This window comes from Corallococcus exercitus (assembly GCF_042231735.1).
Taxonomy (GTDB): Bacteria; Myxococcota; Myxococcia; order Myxococcales; family Myxococcaceae; genus Corallococcus; species Corallococcus exercitus_B.
In genome coordinates this window covers 783,741-802,277 of record NZ_CP102577.1, presented here as the reverse complement: position 1 = coordinate 802,277, position 18,537 = coordinate 783,741, and the positions used below count along the sequence as shown (strand labels likewise).

At 71.9% G+C, this 18,537-nt stretch carries 2 protein-coding genes; both read right to left on the bottom strand.

Annotated elements, in window-relative coordinates:
- Window positions 1–2: 2 nt before the first annotated feature.
- The gene (locus tag NR792_RS03025) at window positions 3–6,155 is read right to left on the bottom strand and encodes a beta-ketoacyl synthase N-terminal-like domain-containing protein (protein WP_375758555.1); all 6,153 of its coding nucleotides are present in this window, start codon (window positions 6,153–6,155) and stop codon (window positions 3–5) included.
- A complete protein-coding gene (locus NR792_RS03020; protein ID WP_375758554.1) occupies window positions 6,148–18,531 on the bottom strand; it encodes an SDR family NAD(P)-dependent oxidoreductase in 12,384 nt (4,127 codons plus the stop codon). The genes NR792_RS03025 and NR792_RS03020 overlap by 8 nt, the downstream gene beginning before the upstream one ends.
- Between the last annotated feature and the right edge of the window lie 6 nt (window positions 18,532–18,537).

Genomic DNA, 18,537 nt, shown 5'->3' with positions numbered 1-18,537 from the left:
GCTCAGCGATTCTCCCGCAGCACGCCCAGGCTGCTCACGTAACGACGCCCTTCCCGGTACTGGATCTCCACGTCCTGCCCATCCACGCTGCCCAGCTCCCGCAGGAGCACGGCCAGACTCCGCGCGCCGGTCAGCGATGGACGCTCGGTGTCGGCGAGCTCCACGCTCCGGAGCGCCAGGGCCGGACTCTCCATCCTCGCGGTGCGCAGCAGCCCCGCGACGGCGGCGTGGAGCGGCTCGCTGCCGTCCCGCCCGGAGGCGTGGGCATGCAGGAGCTGGATCCGCTGCTTCGGCTTGCGGCTCGCCAGGGCCCGGCAGAGCGACGCCACCGAGTAGAAGCCAAGCAGCAACTGCTGCTCCAGGTCCTCCGCGTCCGTGCCCACGGGGGGCTCGGACCAGAGGTGCAGGAGCCGCCCCGGGAGCCGCCCTTCGCCCAGCGCGTCCAGCAACCGGTCGAAGTCCTCCTCACGTCCTGGCGCCACCGTGAAGACGTCCCGCCCGATGCGCTCGAACCGCTCGCCGGGCCGCACGAAGAGGACCTCCGTGCCGTCCACGCCCAGCGCGGTCAGGTGTGTCCTCACCCGATCCACCGAGGCCGCATCCGGACCGAAGACGAGCAGCGGGCCTCCCATGTCCGGGACGGCTTCGGGCGTCTGCGCGTGTGACAGCTCCCAGCGCCGCTCGCAGTAGAACGGCGCCGCAGGCCGCGTGAGGCCCCGCTCCAGCGGCTTGACGGACAGGCCTCGCAGACGCGCGACGTGACGGCCTTCCAGGTCGAGGACCTGGAGGTGGAAGGTCCGGAGGCCGTCGGCGGGCGGCGAGGCCACTTCCTCGGCGCGGACGTAGCAGTCGGGTGGCAGCGGGCCGAACAGCTCCAGCTCCTCCAACGCCACGGGCACGTAGACGAACGCTCCAGGCCGGAGCAGGCCCGCGAGCGACTGGAACGCGCCATCCATCAGCGCCGGATGCAGCACGAAGTCCTGGCGGTGTTGCCGCAGCGAATCGGGCAGGCGCAGCCGCGCGATGGACTCGTGCTCGCCGCTCGCGAGCTCCTCGATGACTCGCAGGCTTGGGCCGTAGTCGGAGCCGGACTGGCGGAGGACGTCGTACCAGGTGGCTCCGGGCTTCCGGTCGGGGCATCGGCCCAGAACCGTGGCGACGTCGATGGGCGCCGGCGCCGGACGGTGCGCGCCGAGGAGCAACCGGCCTCGTGCGTGCTCGCGCGCGCCCTCCCCGTCCATGGCGACCTCGAAGTCCAGGCCGTCGTCCCCGCCACCGAACCGCAGCGAGACCTCTCGCGGTGCGTCGACCACCACGGGCCTGCGCCAGCTCACCTGACGCAGTCCCCGTACGGTCGCCGTGCCCAGCAGCTCCACGGCGGCCGCTCGCGCCAGCTCCAGCGACACTGCTCCCGGCAGCAACCGCTGGCCCTGGATGACGTGGTCGCGCACGAAGAACTCTTCCCCCGACAGCTTGTGGGTGAAGCGCGTTCCGTCCGTGCTGGTGGCGCGCGTTCCCAGCAGGGCCTGCGGGGCGGGCGGGGTTCCGGCTTCGGCCCAGTAGCGGGTGCGGGCGAAGGGATAGGTCGGCAGGGGCACCCTTCGCGGCGGGGCCTCCGTGTACCAGCTGGACCAGTCCACTTCGGCGCCCAGGGCCCAGGCCTCGGCCAGGGGCGCGGCGTGGTGGTGCTTCAGGTGGCTTTCCAGGGGCGGGGCTTCCGCCTTCGCGCCCAGGGCCTTCAGTGCCTCGGCGCTTCGCTTCCGATGGCCCAGGTACAGCCGGCCCGGCAGCGCCTGTCCGCGCAGATAGGCGTCCAGTCCCTCGCGGGCTTCGCTCGCGTTCGACACCACGAGCGCCAGTCGCTCGTCGTGGGCATCCCGTCCCACCTGCAGCGTGTAGAGCACCGACGCGAAGTCAGCCGTGGAGAGGCCTGCTGGGTTGGACGCGGGCGCGGTCTGCGGACGCTTCCGGGCGATGCGCTCGACGAGCGCACCCAGTCCCTCCACGCCCACGAACTCCGAGGGCAGCAGGGAGACGTCCCACTTCTCCTCGATGCGCTCCACCAGCCTTCCGATGACGTTGCGCTGGAGCAGCGCGCCGAGGATGGAGTCGTCCGCGAGGACCTCCGCCGCGTCCACGCCCAGCAGCTCCGCGCACAGCGCCGCCACGTCCTCCCGCAGGCCTTCGGAGGAGGCCCTGGCCTGTGGCGCCGCCGAGCGTCCCAGCGTGTCCCGCAGCAGCGCCGCGTAGGCCCGCAGCCGCTCCGGATCCCTCGCCGAGAGGACGAGCACTCCGGGCTCGCTCCGTCGCGCGGGTTCGGACCGGGACGGCGGCAGGTACTCCTCCAGCACGACGTGCGCGTTCACGCCGCCGTAGCCGAAAGAGTTCACGCCCGCGCGCCGGGGCACGACGTTCCCCTTCGCATCGCTCAGGCGCGGCCAGGGACGGGCCTCCCGGTTCAGGTAGAAGGGGCTGCCTTCCAGCTGGATGCGCGGGTTCACGTCGCGCACGTGGAGGGTGGCCGGGAGGACTCCGTGCCGCAGGGCGAGCAGCACCTTCACCAGGCTGGCCATGCCCGAGGCGGGCTCCAGGTGGCCGATGTTCGTCTTCACCGAACCCAGGCCGCAGTGAGGCCGGGGCGCGGGCGGATGGTCCCAACGCCGGTACAGCTCCGCGAAGGCCTTCTTCAGCGCGTTGAGCTCGATGGGGTCTCCCAGCGCAGTCCCCGTGCCCATCGCTTCGACGTAGGTGACGGTGGCGGGGTCGATCCGCGCCTCGGAGTAGGCCTCGACCATGGCCTCCGCCTGGGCCACGGGGTTCGGCGCGGTCAGGGACGTGGAACGGCCGCCGTGGTTGATGGCGACGCCGCGGATGAGGCCGTGGATGGTGTCCCCGTCCTTTTGCGCCTTGCGCAGCGGCTTGAGCACCACCACCGCGACGCCCTCTCCGCGCACGTAGCCGTTGGCGCTCGCATCGAACGTCTTGGAGCGTCCGTCCGGGCTCAGCAGTCCGCCCTTGTCCGCGATGACGAACAGGTCCGGGTCGAGCATCACGTGGACGCCGCCCACCAGGGCCTGGTCGCATTCGCCTCGCCGCAGGGCCTGGACCGCGCGGTGCAGCGCGACGAGGGCGCTGGAGCAGGCCGTGTCCACCGCTTCGCTCGGTCCACGCAGGTTCAGCAGGTACGACAGGCGGTTGGGCAGGATGGAGCGCGACGAGCCCGTCACCGACTGCGGCACGACGGGTGAACCCTGGCGTACGAGCACGCTCGGGTAGTCCGTCGCGGCCATGCCCACGAAGACGCCGGTCCTGGAGCCCCACAGCTCCGCGGTGCGGTGGCCGGAGTCCTCGATGGCCTTCCAGGCGGTCTCCAGGAAGAGGCGCTGCTGCGGATCCATGACCTCGGCCTCCTTGGGGGAGATGCCGAAGAACAGGGCGTCGAACCGGTCCACGTCGTCGATGAAGCCGCCCCACTTCACCCGCGTCTTGCCAGGGTCCCGCGCCGGGTCTCCGAAGTACGCACGCCAGTCCCAGCGTTCGGCGGGGACCTCCGTCACCAGGTCATCGCCCGCGAGGAGGTGTTCCCAGAACGCGTCCACCTCCGAAGATTGGGGGAACCGGCCCGCCATCCCGACGATGGCGATGGGCTCATCCGTCGCCGCCTCGACCGGCGTCGCGGCGGGCTCCGGGGTCACGACCGTTGTTTCGGCACCGCGCGTCGGCATGACCACGGGGAGGCTGGCTTCCGCGATGTCAGCCTGACGCTCAGGGAGCATGTCGCCGCGCAGGACGGACTCCGGCAACAGGCCGTGGAGGTGATCCGCGAACGACAGCAGCGACGGGTGCTCGAAGAAGACGGTCGCGTCGAGCTCGACGCCGTAGACCCGCTTGAGTACGCCCACCAACTCCGTGAACAGGATGGAGTCGAAGCCGTAGACGCTCAGCGGCTTGCGCAGATCCAGCTCACGCGGATCCAGCTTGAGGACCTCCGCCGCGAGCCGAGCCAGGTCCTTCCGCAGGCGCTCCCTTGAATCATCCCCCGGAGACGTGGACGCCGGTGGGGCCTTCGCGGCGAGCACAGGCGCCGTGGTGCCGGCCGGAGCAGTTCCCATCGTCGGCGACGCGCTCGGGGCGGCAACGGAATGAGCGCCACCCGATGACGCTGCATCGACAGTGACAGCACTCCCCGTCCCCGGTGACGGATGCGGTCCGGGCAGGCCGTAGCGCTCGCCCTCGAACGGGTACGTGGGCAGGGACACCCGACGGCGTCCCCCACCATGGTGGAGCGTCTCCCAGGGCAAGGCATAGCCCTGGAGGTAGAGGTCCTTCAGCGCCAGGAGCCCATTGCGGCAGGCGGCCTCCGCGTCCGGCGCCAACGCCGAGGTCTCCGCGAGCAGCGCCTCTCCGCGCGACTGCCGCGCGGCATCCCATGGGACCGGGTTCGACTCCAGGTTGGCCGACCCTGCTCCCTCCACCGCCTCGCCCCGGAGCACGGCCTGGAGCTGGGCCTTCAACTCGGCGGCATCGCGAGCAACCAGCGCGCAGCGGACCGGGAAGTGGCTGCGGCCCACCTGCAAGGTGTACGTGACGTCCTCGAGAGAGCGCTCCGACAGCCCCTCCGGCATCCACGCCAGGAACCGCTCCAGCACCCGGCGCAGGCCGGGCTCCGTCTTCGCGGAGAAGAGGGCCAGGTGGACGGGCCACGGGCGGCCGTCCTTCCGCGCCGGTGCCTCCTCCAGTACCAGGTGCGCGTTGGTGCCGCTGAAGCCGAACGAACTGATCGCCGCGCGCCGGGGCCGGCCGGCCTCCGCGGGCCAGTCACGCGTCTCCGTGGGGACGTAGAACGGCGTCTGCGCGAAGTCGATGTGCCGGTTCGGCTTGTGGAAGTGCAGCGAGCGCGGGATGCGGCGGTGCTTCAGGCACAGCGCCGTCTTGATCACCCCGGCCACTCCCGCCGCCGCGATGGAGTGACCGATGTTCGTCTTCACCGCGCCGATGGCGCAGAACTGCTTGCGGTCCGTGAACCGCGCGAACGCGCCGCTGAGCGCCTGGATCTCGATGGGGTCCCCGAGCTTCGTCCCCGTGCCGTGGGCCTCCACGTACCCGAGCGTCCCCGGGTCGATGCCGAAGCGCGTGTAGACGCCCGTCTCCAGCGCGAGCTGCGACGGCGCGCTGGGCGCGGTGATGCCGTTGGTCTTCCCGTCCTGGTTGATGCCCGTGGCCTTGATGACCGCGTGGATGCTGTCGCCGTCCGCCAGCGCGTCCTCCAGCGGCTTGAGCACGACGACGCCCACGCCCTCCGCGGGGACGAAGCCGTTGGCCTCGTCGTCGAAGGTCTTGCAGCGCCCGTCCGTGGAGAGCATCCCCATCTTCGACGCCAGCACGTGCACGTCCGGCGTCATGAAGAGGGACACGCCCGCCGCCAGCGCCATGCGGACCGTGCCGCTCCAGAGGCTCTCACAGGCCAGGTGGATGGCCACCAGCGACGCGGAGCAGGCCGTGTCCACCGTGAGGGCGGGCCCGCGCAGGTTCAGGAAGTACGCGATGCGGGCCGCGAGGATGGCGCCGGAGATGCCGCCCAGGGCGTAGCCCTCGGGCACCAGGTCGCGCTCGGCCATCGCCAGCCGGTAGTCGCTCCAGCCGAAGCCGACGTAGACGCCACAGGAGCGCTCCGCCAGCGCCGTGTCCGAGTAGCCCGCGTCCTCCAGCGCCCGCCACGCCTCCTGGAGGAACAGCCGCTGCTGCGGATCCATGAGCTGCGCTTCGCGCGGGGAGATGCCGAAGAACTCCCGGTCGAACCGGTCCACGTCCGACAGGAAGCCGCCCCGGTTGCACGTGCTGCGGCCGGGCACGCGCGGATCCGGATCATAGAAGGCGTCGCCATCCCAGCGGTCCTTCGGGATGGACGTGACCGAGTCCCTGCCTTCCAGCAGGTTCTCCCAGAACCGCTCGACGTCCGGCGCGCCGGGGAACTGGCCCGACATGCCGATGATGGCGATGTCGCGCGAGCCCGTCCCGCTGTGCGCCGCGACGGGGGCGACGGGCCGGGAGACGGGCGCGGTTTCCTTGAGCAGGCGCATCGCCTCCTCGCGCGACAGCTCCCTGCGCGCCACCTTCTCCAGGATGTCCCTGCGACGGAGGGCTTCCCTATCCATGTCTGCGCTCCAGGAAGTCATCGACCTCGTCGATGGACACGTCGCCCGATTCGAGCGCCGCGAGCATCGAGAGCATTTCGTCCTCGCCATTCACGGGGGCCTGTGAGGGCACGCTCCCGCGCAGCTCCAGGATGTGTTTGGCGAGCTGCCGGACGGAGCCGTAGTTGAACAGGTCCGTGCTGCGCAGCGCGACGGACAGGGCCCGGTTGAGCTTGTCCGACAGGTCCACCGCGAGGATGGAGTCCACGCCCAGCTCCGCGAAGGGCAGCTCCGGAAGCAGCTCGTGCTCCGGGATGCGCAGCACCACCGCGGCCACCTGGACGATCTCCCGCTCCACCTGCCGGCGCTGCTCCTCGCTGGAGCCCGTCACGCGAGGCGTGGCGGCCGGAGGCTTCGGCACAGGCGCTGGAGGCACTTCCGGACGCGGAGGCGCGGGAGGCTTCGCGGGGGCGGACACCGTGGGCACGGGCGGCTGCGCGGACACCATGGCGGGCGCACCCACGCACCCGTCGCTGACTCCAATCATGACGTGCTGGGCAAGGCCGTGCCCCAGCCCGCCGGGCTGACCGCAGGCCACGAGCGGCCGGAAGCCCGTGTCCTGGAGCGCCGTGCTCCAGCCCGGGATGCTCAGGAGGGGCGCGTCGGGGAGCCGGTCCGCCACGTCCTCGAAGAGCCACCAGCCCTTGAGGAAGCCGAACGTCAGCGTCGTGTACTCGGGGACGTCCGTGAGCTCGCTGATGGCCAGCCAGCCGTGGTGCTTCATCAGCACCTTCACCTGCTCCAGCGTCCTGCGGATGTTCTTCGTCGCGTGGAGCACGTTGGTCCCCATCACGAGGTCGAAGGAGCCCGGCACCAGCCCCTGGGCCTCCGGGCGCTTCTCCACGTCGAGCACCTGGAAGGTGGCGAAGGGATACGCGGTGCCGAACTGCTTGCGGGCCGCGTTGACGAAGCCCAGGCCCACGTCGGTGAAGACGAACTCCACCGCGCCGACGTCCTTGAGCGCCTCCAGCACGAACGCCGTGGTGCTTCCCGTGCCGGCGCCCACCTCCAGGATGCGGACGGGCTCCTGGCTCCCGGTGCGGCGGCGCTCCTCCACGAACCAGCGGCACATGATGGCCACCAGGCGGTTGAAGTAGTCCGCGAGCGGGTGGCCCCGGTAGTAGGCCTCCACGAGCCTGCTGGAGGAGTCCGGGAACAGCACCTCCGTCGGCAGCAGCTCCCCGCGCAATACCTCATGAGCCCGCGACAGCGTCGCCCACATCAGGTCCAGGTGCGGCCGGAACTCCGGGTGCGTGACGAGCAGGTGCTCCCGCCAGGCCTCCAGCTCGCGCGCGTCCGGTGACGTCTCCGCGCGGGGCGTGACGCGGATGAAGGTGCCTCGGCGCTCCACGTAGCCGCCGCGCTCCAGCACGCCCAGCATCGCCTGCCAGAGGCGCGCGTGGTCCTCCACCACGCCCACCTGCCGCGCCCGCGTCTGGGCGTCCCACTCCTCGCCCGCGTGGACCACGGCGCCCAGGCGCTTGAATGCGCCCAGCAGCATCGCACGGCCCCAGGCCTCCACCTGGGCGTAGGCGTCCTCGACCCCGGGCAGCCGGCCACCGGCCTGCTGTTCCCAGACCGGCGCCTCCTGGAGCGCGCGGGCTTCGAGGCCAGGGGGCGCCGGGGCGTACACCTCCACGCTCCGGCTGAAGTCCACGCCCAGCCGCTCCAGCAGCGGGCGTGTGCCCTTGAAGACCATCATCTGCGGCGCCGCCCCCGCGAGCACCGCCTCCATGCCCTCCATGCCCTCGTAGGCCTCCATGGGCAGGATGCCCTGGTTCTCCAGCCGCCTGCGCAGCCCCTCGTCGGCCACGAGGCCCAGGCTTCCCCACGAGCCCCAGTTCAGCGCGAACGCGGGCACGTTCTTCACCTCGCGCAGCCACGCCGCGTACGCGTCCTGGAACGTGCAGCCCGCCGAGTAGTTCGACGCGCCCACGTTGCCCCAGAACGACTGGCCCGAGGAGAAGAAGACCGCGCACTCCAGCGGCTCTCCCTCCAGCGCCGCGTGCACCGCCACGCTCGCCTTCACCTTCGAGTCCAGCACCGTGCGCAGCATGCCTTCCGTCATCCGCTCCAGGAGCTGGTCCTGGATCACCACGGCGAGGTGGAAGACGCCGTGCACGGTGCCGAAGCGCTGCTTCGCCTGCGCCACGACTCGCGCCGCTTCGCCCGGCTTCGTCACGTCGGCCCGCACGTACTCGACTTCGGCTCCAGCGGCCTCCAACGCCTTCAGCTTCTGCGCGAGCTCTCCTTCTGCCTCGCGCCTCCCCACGATGACCAGCCGCGCCGCGTACTTCCTCGCCAGCCACTCGCCCACCGCCAGCCCGATGCCACCTCCGCCGCCTACCAGCAGGTACACGCCCCGCTGCCTCAGCGGCACCCGCCCCTGCTGCAGCCGCTTCACCGGCAGCAGCCTGCGCACGTACCGGCGCCCCTGCCTCAGCGCCACGTCCGCTCCCTTCCCGTCCCCTTCCTCCCCCACCACGCCTTCCACCCACTGGCCGCGTGCGACGTCCTCCGTCCCCACGTCCACGTAGCTCACCCGCAGCGCCGGGTACTCGTTCGCCACCGCCTTCGCGAAGCCCTGCACGCTCGCGCCCCACGGACGTGGGGTCTCGCCTTCCACCACGCGGTGCGCACCTACCGTCACCACCCTCAACTCCAACGGCTTGAGCGCCCAGCCGTGCACGCTCAGCGCCTTCACCAGGCTGAAGAGGGCCACCACTCCACGCTCCTGGCTGGCTTCCAGCGCTCCCGCGTCCTCCACGCTTGCAGTGGGCTTCGCGTCCGCGCCTCCCAGGAAGTACAGCCGCGTGAGGCCTCCGGCCTCTTGCAGCCACTCCTGCGCTCCGGCTTCGTCGCGCCGGTTCCACTCCCACTGGCCCGGGCCGTGACGGTGCGTCCGCTCCGACAGCCGCACCCGCACCACGCCTTCCGTCGCGTGCGCCTGCGCCAGGGCCTCTTCCAGCTCCGCGCAGCCTTCGTGGCCTACCAGCACCACGCGCGCGCCTTGCGTCGTGGGGTTCCATTCGCGGGCACGCACTGGTGCCGGCGCCGGTTCCCACCTGGGCGCGTACAGGAGCGCTTCGGCCTTCACGGCGGGCTCAGGCTTCGCGGCGGCTTGCGGCTTCGTGTCTCGCCACTCCCGCAGCGTCACCTCGTTCAGCTCGACGCAGACCTCTCCCTTCGCGTCGAGGATCGCGACGTCGTAGCGCAAGCGCCCGAGCTGCTTGATGGCGGCGAAGGCCTCGGCCGGGACCGCGCGGCGGAGCACGACCTCCTCCACCGCGAAGGGCATGACCGTGGTCCCTGGCGCCTGCTCCACCACGCCGAGGACGCTCTGCATCGCGCCGTCCAGCATGCCGGGCGGAAGGCCCCACTGGTTCCATTCCTCGCGCTGCTTCCCGTTCACCGTTAGATGCGACAGCGCCTCCGTCGCGCCACAGCGGACCTCCCTCACGCTCCGGAAGCTCTCGCCGTAACGCAGGCCGATTCCCTCATAGCGCTGGTACAGCTCCGGCGCGTCGAGCCTCCGCTCACACCGCGCCCGCAGCTCCTCCAGGGACACGCGCGCGCCCGCCTCGGGCTGCGAACCCGTGTGGATCTCTCCCTGCGCGTGGGTCGTCCAGCCCTCGCCGTCGGCCCCCTGGCTCTGCACCAGGAAGTCCAACCGGCCGGCTTCGCCCCGGCGCAGCGTCAGGCGGACGTCGCGTCCCGCGCCTTCCACCGCCAGCTTCTGCAGCCACACCACGCGGCGCAGCGTGTACTGCCCGGGCCCGAGCGCCTGGCGCGCCGCTTCGTGCGCCATCTCCAGGTAGGCGACGCCGGGAAGGATGGCGTGTCCCCGCACCCGGTGCTCCGCCACCACCCAGGCCTCCTCCGGCAGGCGCCGCGTGAAGACGAGCCCCGTATCCAGGGTGCCTCCCGCTTCCACCGCTCCGAGCAGCAGGTGCGCGTCGCGCGCGGACTCGCCAATCCAGTGGCGCGTCCGGGCGAACGGATACGTCGGCAGCGACACGCGCCGGCGCTCACGGTCCGCGAACAGGCGCGTGCCCTCCACGGAGCCGCCCTTCAACCACGCCGTGGCGAGCGCGTGGAGCTGCTCCGCGAAGCGCGCACCGGAGGCGCGTGCCTCCCGCCAGCGCGCCTCGTCCGCCGCCGCGTCCACCGGCGGACGCGACATGACATTGGCCACCTCCGCGAACCACGGCCCCCGCGCGCCCGCGGGCTGCCTCAGGGCCTCCCGCAGCTGGTCGCGCAGCTCGGCGACGCTCCGGACGACGAAGGCGGCTCGCACCGCGAAGTGGCGGCGGCCCAGGAGCAGCGTGTGGCTGATGTCCTCCAGCGAGGACGTCGCGCCCTCCGCCTCCAGCCATCCGCCCAGGTCCTGCATCCGGCGCAGGAGGGCTTCCTCCGTCCGGCCGGACAGGACGATGAGGGCGTGGGAGTCCGGCACCTCGCCCGTCGCGTGGGCCACGGCGGGCGCCTCCTCCAGCACGAGGTGGGCGTTGGTGCCGCTGAACCCGAACGAGCTGAGCGCCGCCCTGCGCGGACGGCCTTCCTGGCGCGGCCACTGTTGGAGCTGGCGGACGACGTAGAAGGGGCTCGACTGGAAGTCGATGTGCTCGTTCTCGCGCTCTAGCCCGAGGCTGGGCGGCAGCAGGCCGTGCTCCAGCGACAGGAGCAGCTTGATCAGCCCGGTGACGCCGGCCGCCGCGGCCGTGTGGCCCACGTTCGTCTTCACCGAACCCAGGCCGCAGAAGCGCGTGCGGTCTGTCGACGCGCGGAAGGCGTTCGTCAGGGCCTGCACTTCGATGGGGTCCCCCAGCCGGGTGCCCGTGCCGTGCGCCTCCACGTAGCTGATGGTCTCCGGGTGCACACCGGCCCGTTCGTAGACGGAGCGCTCCAGTTCCTCCTGCGACAGGGCGCTGGGCGCGGTCAGGCCGTTCGTCTTGCCGTCCTGGTTGACGCCCGTGCCCTTGATGACGCCGTAGATGTGGTCGCGGTCGCGCAGCGCCGCCGCCAGCGGCTTGAGGACGACCGCCGCCGCGGCTTCTCCGGGGACGAAGCCATCCGCGCCGTCGTCGAACGTGCGGCACTGGCCGCGCGGGGACAGCATGCCGGCGTTGCTGGTCTTGATGTAGAACGACGGCGTCACGGCGATGAAGACGCCTCCCGCCACCGCCATCTCACAGTCGCCCACGAGCAGGCTCCGGCATGCGAGGTGGACGGCCGTGAGCGAGGACGAGCAGGCCGTGTCGAGCGAGATGCTCGGGCCCTTCAGGTTGAGGAAGTAGGACAGCCGCGCGGGGATGACGGAGCAGTCGTTGCCCGCCAGCGCCTGCGCCTCGGTCTGCACTCCGGCCTGCTGGAGGTTGAGGGTGTAGTCGCCCGCGTTCACTCCGGCGAAGACGCCCACGCGCAGCCGGGACGCTTCGTCGGTGGCGTAGCCGGCGTCTTCGAGCGCGCTCCAGCACTCCTCCAGGAACACGCGCTGCTGCGGCTCGGCCAGCTCGGCTTCGCGGCCGGTGATGCCGAAGAAGCGCGCGTCGAAGCGATCGATGTCGGTGAGGAAGCCGCCCCACTTGCAGTGGGTCTTGTCGCGCTTCATCGGATCCGGATCGTAGTGCCGGGTCCAGTCCCAGCGGCTCGCGGGGACCTCGGTGATGGCGCTCCGGCCGGACTCCAGCAGCTTCCAGAAGGCACGCGCGTTCGGGGCTCCCGGGAAGCGCCCCGCGAGCCCGATGACGGCGATGTCCGACGACGCCACGGGTGAGGGCTCGGGCGTCGGGATGTGGGCCTCTAAGACCTGGCGGTCCGCGAGCTGGACCTCGGGCTGCGGCGCGGCCTGCGGCGGCGGAGCCTTCGCGGCGAAGGCCCGCTCCACGGCGCTCGCGTGGGTCTTCAGGAGGAAGTCCCGGAGGCGGAAGACGTTCGGGTAGTCGAAGAGGGTCGTCGTGCGCAGGGACAGGCCCAGGGTCCGGTTGAGGCTGTTGACCAGGCCGATGCCCATGATGGAGTTGATTCCGTACTCCGCGAACTGCTGCTCGCGGTCGATGCGGTCCTCCGGCATCCCGAGGATCTCCGCGACGAGGCGCACGATTTCACCCTCGACCGCCCGGCCCAGGTCCACCGGGGGCTGCGCCGCCACGGGCCGCGTCGACGCCGTGCTTGCCGGCGCATGCGCACCGGGATGCCCGTAGGCGGGGGCCAAGGCCGTTCTCGGAGCCTCGACCGCGGGAGGCGCGAACGCAGGCATCTGCGATGGCCCCTGCCCCATCGGGCGCTCGAACCCTGAAGGGGACCCTACCGCTCCGTGCGCGGTCCCCGGCGTCGAGGCCACACCCGCCGGCGCGAACGAGGAGGCCGTCGGCGCGAACCCCGACTGCGTTGCCACCGTCGCTGGTACGAACGCTGAGGAGGAAGCCGTCGGCGCGAACCCCGACGGCGTTGCTACCGTCGCTTGTGCGAACGCGGAGGTCGGTGTCACCGGCGCGAACGTGGAGGAGGATGCCGTCGGCGCGAATCCCGACGGCGTTGCCATCGTCGATGGCACGAACGCAGAGTTCGGTGTCACCGGCGCGAACGCTGGAGGCGACGCCACCGCAGTTGGCGCGAACGCGGAGGTCGGTGTCACCGGCGCGAACGCTGGAGGCGACGCCACCGCAGCTGGCGCGAACGAAGCCGTGGGCGTGGGTCCGTGGCCCGACGGGCGTTCAAACGCCTGAGGCGTCACGGTCGCCGGGTGCGACGGTGCGTGTCCGCCACGCGGTAGCGCGGCTTCCGGAGCCAGACCGGCCTGAGCCAGCGGCGACGGGACGTAGGTCCGGGCTGCCTTCGGCGCATCCAGCCAGTAGCGATCCTGCGCGAACGGGTACGTCGGCAGCGGCATTCGCCGGCAGCCCTCGCCCTGCGGGAGGACCGCCCAGTCAATGCCCGCGCCTCCGACCCACAGCTCCGCGAGCCGGGGCAGCTTCCCCTTGCGCGCCCAGCTCCGCAGCATCACCTGCGCGTCCTCGTCGTCGCTCAGGAGCGTGTTGCGGCGGCCCGCGCCCTTCGCGCTGCCCACGAACGTCTCTCCGTCCTGACGCCCCGCCAGGAACGCGCGCAGCCTCTGGAGCAGCTCCGCGGCGCTCCCCGCCACGATGGCCAGCCGCTCCTCCATCTCCTCACGGCCGACCTGCAACGTGTAGGCGACGTCCGCGAGCGGAAGCTCCGCCACCGGCCCCTGCGCCGGCTGCGCGGCCGCACGACCCACACCCCGCGCCTCCAGCGCCTGGACCAGCGGCTTCAACGACAGGCTTCCACTCAGCACCGACGAGGACAGCTCCACGTCGCAGGCCTCGTTCACCCGGCCCAGCAGCTCCGCCACTCCCGCGGGCCCGAGCGCCGTCGCGCCCCAGTCCTCCTCGTGGCGCAGCTCGTCCACGGGAATCCCGAGCACCGCGGACGCGGCGGTCAGCACGATGTCCTCCGCGCTCCCCTGCACGCCGGTGCCTGCCGGGGCAATGCCCTGGCGCTCCTCAATGAACCGGATCAACTGCGCCGCCTGATCCTTCAGCCGGTCCGCGCTGCGGGCGGACAGGGGGAACAGCCAGGGGCCGGACGACGACGTGACGCCCTGGGGCCGGGCCGCCACGTACTCCTCGAGCGCCACGTGGGCATTGGCGCCGCCGAAGCCGAAGGAACTCACGCCCGCGCGCCGGGGAACCGTCCGTCCCTCGGCGTCCGTCAGGCGCGTCCAGGGCTGCGTCTTGTGGACGATGTAGAAGGGGCTGCCCTCCAGCCGGACCAGCGGGTTGAGCTTCTGGACGTGGAGGCTCGCCGGCAGCTCGCCGTGGCGCATGGCCATCAGCACCTTCACCACGCCCGCGAGGCCCGCAGCCGACTCCAGGTGGCCGACGTTCGTCTTGATGGACCCGATGCCGCAGTAGTTCGCCTGCTTCAGCGCCCGGCCGCGCCGCCGCGCGAGCTGGGTGAAGGCCGTCTTCAGGCCCTCCACCTCCACGGGGTCACCCAGCTCGGTGCCCGTGCCGTGCGCTTCCATGTACGTGACGGTCTCCGGCTCGAAGCCCGCGTCGTCCAGCGACCCGAGGATGAGCTCCGCCTGGGCCTTCGGGTTCGGCGCGGTCAGCGAGTTGGCCCGGCCGCCGTGGTTCTGCCGGGAGCCCCGGACGACCGCGTGGATGGGATCCGCGTCCGCCTCCGCCTGGTCCAGGCGCTTGAGGACCACCACCACCGAGCCCTCGCCGCGCACGTAGCCGTTCGCCGACGAGTCGAACGTCTTGCAGCGCCCGTCGCGGGAGAGGATGCCCACCTGCGCGAGGTTCTGCGTCACCTCCGGCAGGGCCAGCACGTTGACGCCACCCGCGATGGCGATGTCGCACTCACCGGACCGCAGCGACTGCACCGCGCGGTGGAGCGCGACGACGCTGCTGGCGCAGGCGGCGTTGTGGACCTCGCTGGGTCCCCGGAAGTTGAAGAAGTAGGAGATGCGGTTGGCCAGCATCGTCAGGGCGTTGCCGGTCTCCACCTGCGCGTGCAGGAGGCCGTGATGCGACAGGCGGTGGTGGTAGTCCTGCGACCACACGCCCATGAAGACGCCGACGTTGCGCCCCGACAGCTTCGACGGCGGCAGCCCCGCGTCCTCCAGCGCCTTCCAGGTGCTCTGCAGCAGCATGCGCTGCTGCGGGTCCATCAGCTCCGCCTCGCGCGGGGAGGCACCGAAGAACGACGCGTCGAAGCAGTCGAACCCCGGCGCGAAGCCGCCCCAGCGCAGGTAGGCGCCGTCCTCCTCGCCCCACGCCCTCCAGTCCCACCGGTTCGTGGGCGCTTCGGAGATGAGGTGCTCACCCGCGCGCAGGCGGCGCCAGAGCTCGTCCACGTCCCGGGCGCCGGGGAACACGCCGGACATTCCGATGATCGCCACGCCCCGCTCCGTGCCCTCGGTCCGCTGGGCGACACGAGATTCAGCGGCTGCGGCCGTCGCACGAGGAGCCTCCGTCACGGGCATCACCGGGGCCTGAGGCACCGCCTGTGTCGAAGGCGCAGGTGCTGCGCCAGAAGCGGGTGCTGAGGCAGACGCCGGTGCTCCCGCAGACGTCGGAGCTGCGCCAGACGCGGGCGCTGCGGCAGGCGCGGCTGCTCCGGCAGACGCGGATGCTCCGGCAGGCGCGGCGTTCGCGGGCGCCTGGGCCCGCGCGAGTTCCTCGCCGTACTGCTCCCAGAGGTGCTCCGCGATGCTCGCGATGGTCGGGTGCGAGAAGAACAGGGACGGGTTGAAGTCCACCTTGAACTGGCGCTCGATGCGGGCGGCGAAGTCCTTGAGCCCCAGCGAGTCGAAGCCCACGTCCCCCAGGCTGTCATGCGCCCCGAGGGCCCCCGCGTCGACGCGGAGGATCTCCGTGCCCGCGGCCAACAGCTCCGCCTCCACCTTCCGGGTGAAGGCCCGCGCGTCGATCGCCGGAGCACGAGGTGCCGGAAGCGACGGCGCGGCGGATGCGGCCTGCGGAGCAGGAGGCGGCGAGGACTTCGACACGGCGGGAACCTCCACCTGCGTGGGAACAGAAGATTTCGGAGCGGCAGTGGTCACGGACACCCGGCCCTCGCGCTCGGCCCGCAGTGGCGAGTCCTCGATCCAGTGACGGCGACGCACGAACGGGTACAGCGGGAGGGCGACCTTCGCGTAGGCGCCGTCCGGGTAGAGCTCATCCCAGCGCACGTCCACGCCCCGGAGCCACAGCTTCAAGGCCGTGTCCCAGAAGCTGTCATCCAGGGTGCGCGTCTGGGCGGGGATCACGGCGAGCTCCGCCGGACGCGTCAGGGCCGTCTCACCCAGCGCGAGGCACGCGAAGTCCTCTCCGGCATCGGGCGCCTGCTGGAGCGCCTGCGCGCGCCCCAGCCACTGCGCGAAGTCCCCCGCCTCGTGCAGCCGTCCGCTGCGTCCCTCCAGCAGCGGGCACACGGCCCCCGGCCGCAGCCGGCGCTGACGCGCGTGCGCCAGCGTGGCGATGCGCTCGAAGTCCGGCTGCTCCACCGCGAGCAGCTCCACCAGCTCCCGGCGGGGAATCACCTCACCGGACACCAGCTCCAGCAGCTCGCGCAGGACCGGGTCCAGCCGCTCCAGCGCGGTGTCCAGCTCCCACTTCTGCTGGAGCGACCGCAGCAGCACCGCGCTCACGAACGCGAACAACAACCGCTGGTGCCGGTCCTCGACGTCCCGCAGCGGATGGGTGCCATCCAGCAGCGAGGTGAGCCCCGCGTGCAGGCCGCCCAGTGCGGGAGCCCACTCGGCCGCGAGCTTGCGGAAGGAGTGCTGCTTGCGGATGAGCAGCCGCGCGCTCTCCACCCACGGCACGAGCGTGTCCACCACGCCATGGGCCCGCGCCACCAGGTCGCGCAGGTAGTCCGCGTCCAGCGCGTACCGCATCCACACCCCGCCGCCCACGGGATCTACGAAGGGCACCGATGGCCGCGACAGCTCCACCGCGCCCGGAGACAGCTCGCCGCGCAGCACCCGCAGCGCGTCCGTCAGCCGCACGACGCCGCTGACGACCAGGGCCGGCCACACGCCATCACCATGGCCCGTGATGCGCTCGGGCACGAAGCCCGTGGCCAGCAGTCCGGCGACATAGGCATGCGCCGCCACGAAGCCGCCCTCCGGCGTCGTCAGCGCTTCCGCCTGCTTCGCATCCTCCACCCACCGCCGCAGCGCGCCTCCCGGCACGAGCCGCGAGGCCGTCCCCTGCCCTCCCACGCCGGACCCCACCCGCAGCACCCAGGACCGCGGGCCATGGCGCTCCGCCTGCGGCGCCTGCGCCAGGAACCGGCGGACACCGTCGCGCTCCTCCACGACGACGCCCAGCCGGTACGGCAGCGACTGCCGCCCCCGCGCGAGCGTCCCGCACACGTCCTCCAGCCGCAGCCCGTCGAAGTCCTTCCCCGACGCGAACGTGCTCCACGCCTCCACCAGGTTCGACAGGCTGGCCGCGGAGTTCGCCGACAGCGTGAACACCTGGGGACCCTGCTCGGACGACTCACGGTGCGCGGTGTCCGGCGGCGCGGCCTCCACCAGCACCTGCGCGTTCACGCCGCCAAAGCCGAAGCAGGTCATGCCCGCGCGCAGCGGCACGTCCTCCCGGACGCTCTTCCACGGCACCGAGGCCCGCGCGAACTGGAAGGGACTGGCGTCGAAGTCGACCAGCGGGTTCACCGTCTTCACGTCGATGCTGGGCGCGACCCACCGGTGCCTCAGCATCAGGAGGATCTTGATGAGGCTCGCCACGCCGGACGCGGGCTCCAGGTGGCCGACGTTCGGCTTCACCGACCCCAGCTGGCAGAAGTTGCGCGCCTGCGTGTGCTTGCGGAACGCCTGCGTCAGTCCCTCGAACTCGATGGGGTCTCCCAGCGACGTGCCCGTCCCGTGGGACTCCATGTAGCTCACGGTGTCCAGGCCGAAGCCCGCGTCCTCGCTGGCGGCCAGCGTCACGTCGCGCAGGGCCGGCATGCTGGGGGCGGTGAGGCCGCGGCCGTGCCCGTTGTGGTTCACCGCCGTCCCCCGCACGAGCGCGAGGACCCGGTTGTGCTCGGCCCGGGCGTCGCTCAGCCGCTGGAGCAGCACCAGCCCGATGCCCTCTCCGGGCGCGTAGCCGTCCGCGTCCACGTCGTACGTCTTGCTCTTGCCCTCCGGGCTGAACAGCCGGAGCTGTTCGAAGGCGTCGAACTTCCACGGGTGGAGGTTCAGGCTGGCGCCGCCCACGAGCGCGTAGTCGCACTCGCCGCGCAGCAGCGCCTCCTTCGCTTCGTGCAGCGCGACGAGCGACGAGGTGCACGCCGCCTCGACGGCCATGCTGGGCCCCCGGAAGCCGAACACGTACGAGACGCGGTTCGCCACGATGCACGCGAACCCGCCCGTGGACGCGTAGCGGCTCGCCGTGACGCCCGCCATCCCCAGCTCCTGGAGATAGTCGCTGCTCATGGTGCCGATGAAGACGCCCGTCTTCTTCTCGCGCAGCCGGTCCAGCGGCACCGCCGCGTCCTCGAAGCAGTGCCAGGCCTCCTCCAGCACCAGGCGCTGCTGGGGGTCCATGTTGTCGGCCTCGGCGGGAGAGATGCCGAAGGCGGCGGCGTCGAACGAGTCCACGTGCTCCACGAGCCCGCTCCACTGGCCCTGGCTCGTCGGCTTCGTCACCCAGCGCTCGCGCGGCAGGGGCTGGATGGAGCTCACCCCCGCGACGAGGTTGTGCCAATAGGCCTCAACGTCCTTCGCCCCCGGGAACCGGCAGGCCATCCCGATGATGGCGATCGACTCCCCTGGCACACCCGACTTGCTGCGCATGCTGCC